Origin of the sequence: uncultured Dialister sp., from assembly GCF_937959425.1 — a bacterium.
Lineage (GTDB): Bacteria > Bacillota > Negativicutes > Veillonellales > Dialisteraceae > Dialister.
Window position 1 is genome coordinate 1 of the sequence record NZ_CALGPS010000111.1, and the last position, 4,388, is coordinate 4,388.

The 4,388-nt window shown below is 51.0% G+C and carries 4 protein-coding genes; all 4 read left to right on the forward strand.

Translation table 11 applies throughout. From position 1 onward, the window contains the following. Positions 1 to 212 precede the first annotated feature (212 nt). The 4 genes from lepB to Q0482_RS04790 all read left to right on the forward strand — a co-directional run bounded on the left by lepB (position 213) and on the right by Q0482_RS04790 (position 3,971). A complete protein-coding gene (gene lepB / locus Q0482_RS04775; RefSeq protein ID WP_299144065.1) occupies positions 213 to 770 on the forward strand; it encodes a signal peptidase I in 558 nt (185 codons plus the stop codon). A 185-nt stretch (positions 771 to 955) separates the two neighbouring features. After that, positions 956 to 2,050 (forward strand): efflux RND transporter periplasmic adaptor subunit, encoded by a 1,095-nt coding sequence (locus tag Q0482_RS04780; RefSeq protein ID WP_299144067.1) that lies wholly within the window; start codon positions 956 to 958, stop codon positions 2,048 to 2,050. Between the two features lie 2 nt (positions 2,051 to 2,052). Continuing rightward, entirely contained in the window at positions 2,053 to 2,760 is a 708-nt protein-coding gene (locus Q0482_RS04785; protein WP_299144069.1) for an ABC transporter ATP-binding protein, read from the forward strand. After that, complete coding sequence (locus Q0482_RS04790) at positions 2,757 to 3,971, forward strand: ABC transporter permease (protein WP_299144070.1); 1,215 nt, start codon at positions 2,757 to 2,759, stop codon at positions 3,969 to 3,971. The genes Q0482_RS04785 and Q0482_RS04790 overlap by 4 nt, the downstream gene beginning before the upstream one ends. Positions 3,972 to 4,388: the final 417 nt, after the last annotated feature.

Consider the following 4,388-nt stretch of genomic DNA (forward strand, 5'->3'; position numbering starts at 1 on the left):
CCCCTCCCCACGGGCCCTACGGGCCCACCCCCTTTGGTGCTAGCGCACCACCTTTCCCCCGCAAGCGGGGGCACAATAGGGTGGGGGAGGGAACCCTCTGAACCCATGCCGCCGATCGGCTCCATTTAAAAACTGGCAGAATGAGGGCTGATGTTGTACAATGAAACATACGCGGAGTGATTATTTCAAATGTACATACAAAGGAGAATTTCATGCATGAAGTTTTAGATTGGATTTATTCCCTCGTGGTGGCCCTGTTTCTGGCCATGGTGATTCATATCTTTCTTTTCGTCCCTACCAAGGTATCCGGTGAGTCCATGTATCCTACCCTGAAGAACGGGGAGTATCTCATCGTTTCCAAAATCAGCCATGTGCTGCGTGAGATGCCTAATTATGGGGATATTGTAATCATTGACAGCCGTACCCATCGGGAACGGTCCTGGATGGATGATCTGGATGAGCCTTTGAAGAATTATATCGCCATTTTTGACAAGTCTTCCCAGGGGCATAATGTATGGGTGAAGCGTGTCATCGGCAAGGGAGGAGACAAGCTGGAGTTTAAGAACGGCCATGTGTATCGCAACGGGAATGAGCTGGATGAACCTTATATCCATGAGCCTATGGAATTTTCCATGGATGGTTCCTATACGGTGCCTGAGGGCATGGTATTTGTGATGGGGGATAACCGCAATCACAGTTCCGACAGCCGTTTCATCGGCCCGGTGCCGGTGGACCATGTGCTTGGCAAGGTGGCTTTCCAGTTTGGCTGATTCATCGGTGCTTCTTTAAGGATTTACTTCTCTCAGAGGGTCTGTGAAGAAATATTTGTTTCTTCACAGACTCTTTTTGATAAGGCGATTATCTTTGGTATGTAAACTTTGCTGCTCTTCGTGATATAATATAACAATCTGGGGACATCTTATTTCATTTATTATTCATGTAAGGAGGCGGTAGTATGAAGAAAAAGGTACTCATCGCTGTAGTATTGATTATTGTCCTTGCGCTGGGCGGGGGATGGTACTGGTATAACCATACCCACCAGGCAAAGAAGGAAACTTATACGCTGGGCACGGTGAAGCGGGATAATGTAATGCTTACTGTAGATGCCACCGGCACTATTGAGCCGGATAACAGTGTAGATCTGTCTGCCACTGCATCGGGCACTTTGGAGAAGGTGTATGTGAAGCAGAACGAGAAGGTGACGAAGGGGCAGGTGCTGGCCACCATCGAGTCGAAGGCCCTTACGTCTACCATGAAGCAGGCGCAGAATACACTGGAAAACAAGGAGTCCTATTTCAATCGTCTGAATGCCCTGTACAATCAGGGAGCCATTTCCTATCAGGAAATGGATAATGCCCGCCTGGAGTACAGAAATGCCCAGGCTGCCTACGATAAGGCCCAGGCCGATGTAAATGATACGGTCATCACTTCGCCTATGGACGGCGTGGTCATCGGCGAACCCATGAAAGAAGGGGAAACTGTTTCCCAGGGGCTCTCCAGCCAGATGGTGATTGTGCGGGTGGCAGATCTTTCTGCCATGCGTATCGAACTTCTGGTGGATGAAACGGATATCGGTGAAGTGAAGGTCGGACAGAATGTGGATTTCACGGTAGACGCCTATCCGAACAGGACTTTCCACGGCATGGTAACCGATATTTCCAAGAAGCAGTATTCTTCTTCCAGCTCCTCTTCCAGTTCTTCTTCCTCCGTGGTGTATTACACGGTGTATGTGGAAATTAACCAGGACGAGCTGGAGGGTCTCTATCCTTCCATGACTGCCAGGGCTACTATCCACGGCAGGGAAAGTGACAATGCCCTTGAGGTGCCGGTGACAGCCATCCGGAGTGATTCGGAAGGGTCTTATGTGTATGTGAAAGACGGGGACGGTGTGACGAAGGCCTATGTGACCACAGGCATTACCACTGATAAGGAAGTGGAAATCCTGGACGGTCTCCACGAGGGCGATGAAATCGTAGTCAGCGGTTCCGTTTCCCAGGAAAAGTCTACGCCTACGAACAAAAATAAGCGTGGACCCGGGCCGGGGTTATAATCATGGTTTCCGCAGATGAAAAAGAGGTCATCCGCCTCGCAGGCATTGGCAAGAGTTACTACATCGGCAAAGAAGAAGTGCCGGTACTGACCCATATCGACCTGTCCATCCGAAAAGGGGAGTTCGTCTCCATTATGGGCCCATCCGGCGCAGGCAAATCCACGCTGATGAATATTCTGGGCTGTCTTGACCGTCCTACCAGGGGCTCCTACCTCCTGGACGGGAGAGAAGTGGCCAACCTGAGTGACAGCGAACTGGCCTATACAAGAAACAGGAAAATCGGATTCGTCTTCCAAAGCTTTAATCTCCTTCCCCGTCTGTCTGCTCTGGATAATGTCATCCTTCCCATGATTTACGGCGGCCTTTATAAAAAGGAAAGAAAAGAAAGGGCCAGTAAAATGCTGGAATCCGTAGGCCTTGGCGACCGCCTGGGCCATATGCCGGCGGAAATGTCCGGCGGTCAGCGGCAGCGCGTGGCCATCGCTCGGGCTCTCATCAATGACCCAGCTATCATTATGGCCGATGAACCTACCGGCAACCTGGACAGTCGTTCCACCAGGGAAGTGATGGAAATCTTCACCAAACTCTATGAAGAGGGGAAGACCATCATCCTTGTTACCCATGAACTGGACGTGGCCGGCTATGCAGGCAGGCACGTCATTTTGTCTGACGGCCATATCAGTAAGGATATCAGGGGGCCTCTGCCATGACGAACATATATATTGAAAGCATATTTATGGCCTGGGGCTCTATTGTAAGCAATAAAATGCGGTCTCTTCTCACCATGCTGGGCATTATCATTGGCGTGGCGGCAGTGATTGCCCTCATGTCCATCGGTTACGGCGTGCAGAACAAGATCGAAGGTGATATTTCCAGCCTGGGGTCCAATACTATCACCATTACCCCCGGCACCGGCAGAAAACCGGGCATCCGTGCCGCCGCAGGCTCCCTGCAGACTCTGACCTACAAGGACTACCTGGCCATTAAAAACCTGCCGAATATCGTCTATGCGGCGCCTCTGGTAACCACCAGCTATCTGGTGGTTAATGGAAACAAAAACTGGACCACCCGGGTGTATGGCTGCACCGAGGACTATGCCACCCTGTCCAGTCTGAACGTGGCGGAAGGCCGTTTCTGGACAAATAAGGAATACAACGCCCGGGCAAGGGTGTGCATTATCGGTAAAACCGTGGCCAATGGCCTTTTCGGCGAAGAATCGCCTATCGGCCAGAAAATCCGCATCAACGGCAATCCATTCACCGTCATCGGTGAACTGGAAGAAAAGGGATATTCCTTCATGGACCAGGACGATCGCATCCTCATTCCCTTCACCACGGTACAGGAAAGAATGATGCACATTACCTACGTGAACAACATCGTCATTTCCTCCGACAATGCCAATGACCTGTCCCAGATCGAATCGGATGTGACCAATCTTCTTCGCACCCGCCATCGCATCCAGACGGGGAAGGAAGACGATTTCTCCATCCAGAATTCCCAGGACCTCATGGAAACCATGAAATCCACCACCCAGACCCTCACCATTTTCCTGGGCAGCATTGCTGCCATTTCCCTTCTCGTAGGCGGTATCGGCATTATGAACATCATGCTTGTATCCGTCACCGAAAGAACAAGGGAAATCGGTATCCGCAAAGCACTGGGCGCCACCTACAACATGATCATTGTCCAGTTCCTCATCGAATCGGTGACAGTCAGCGTGGCCGGCGGCCTCATAGGCGTCTTCATAGGCATCGCCATATCAAAGGCCATTCCTCTGGTATCCTCCCTGCCTACCGTACTCTCGGTGACGCCTATCGTGGGCTCCTTCTTCTTCTCCGTATTCATCGGTCTCATCTTCGGCCTCTATCCTGCCCAAAAAGCGGCAAGACTGAATCCCATCGATGCGCTCCATTATGAATAAGGATGAAATCATATGACCGGAGGCTGTGAAAAAATGCCATGCGTTTTTTCACAGCCTTTTTGCTTTGCCATGAAATGCCTGGATAGGGAAACTTCAGGCAAAGGTGGCAGGATAAGGGGGAACATTGAAGACGGGCCATTTACTGCCAACCGGTATTGTTTAGTGAGCTGGTGGGCTGGTCTGGTGTACTAGTGAGCTAGTAAAACCATACAACCGCCCTGGCGGGCGATGGAAAGGCGCACCCCCTTTGGTGGCTGCACCACCACCTTTCCCCCTGTTCAGGGGGCACTATGGACGCTCAGCATTGTGCTACTTGAGTCTATAGGGAAGTGTAGAGTGGCATATTCTCCCCCCCCCTGAATAGGGCAATGCTATTGCGTTAAGGCATCGACCGAAAAAAAGTTGTCATTTTGAATG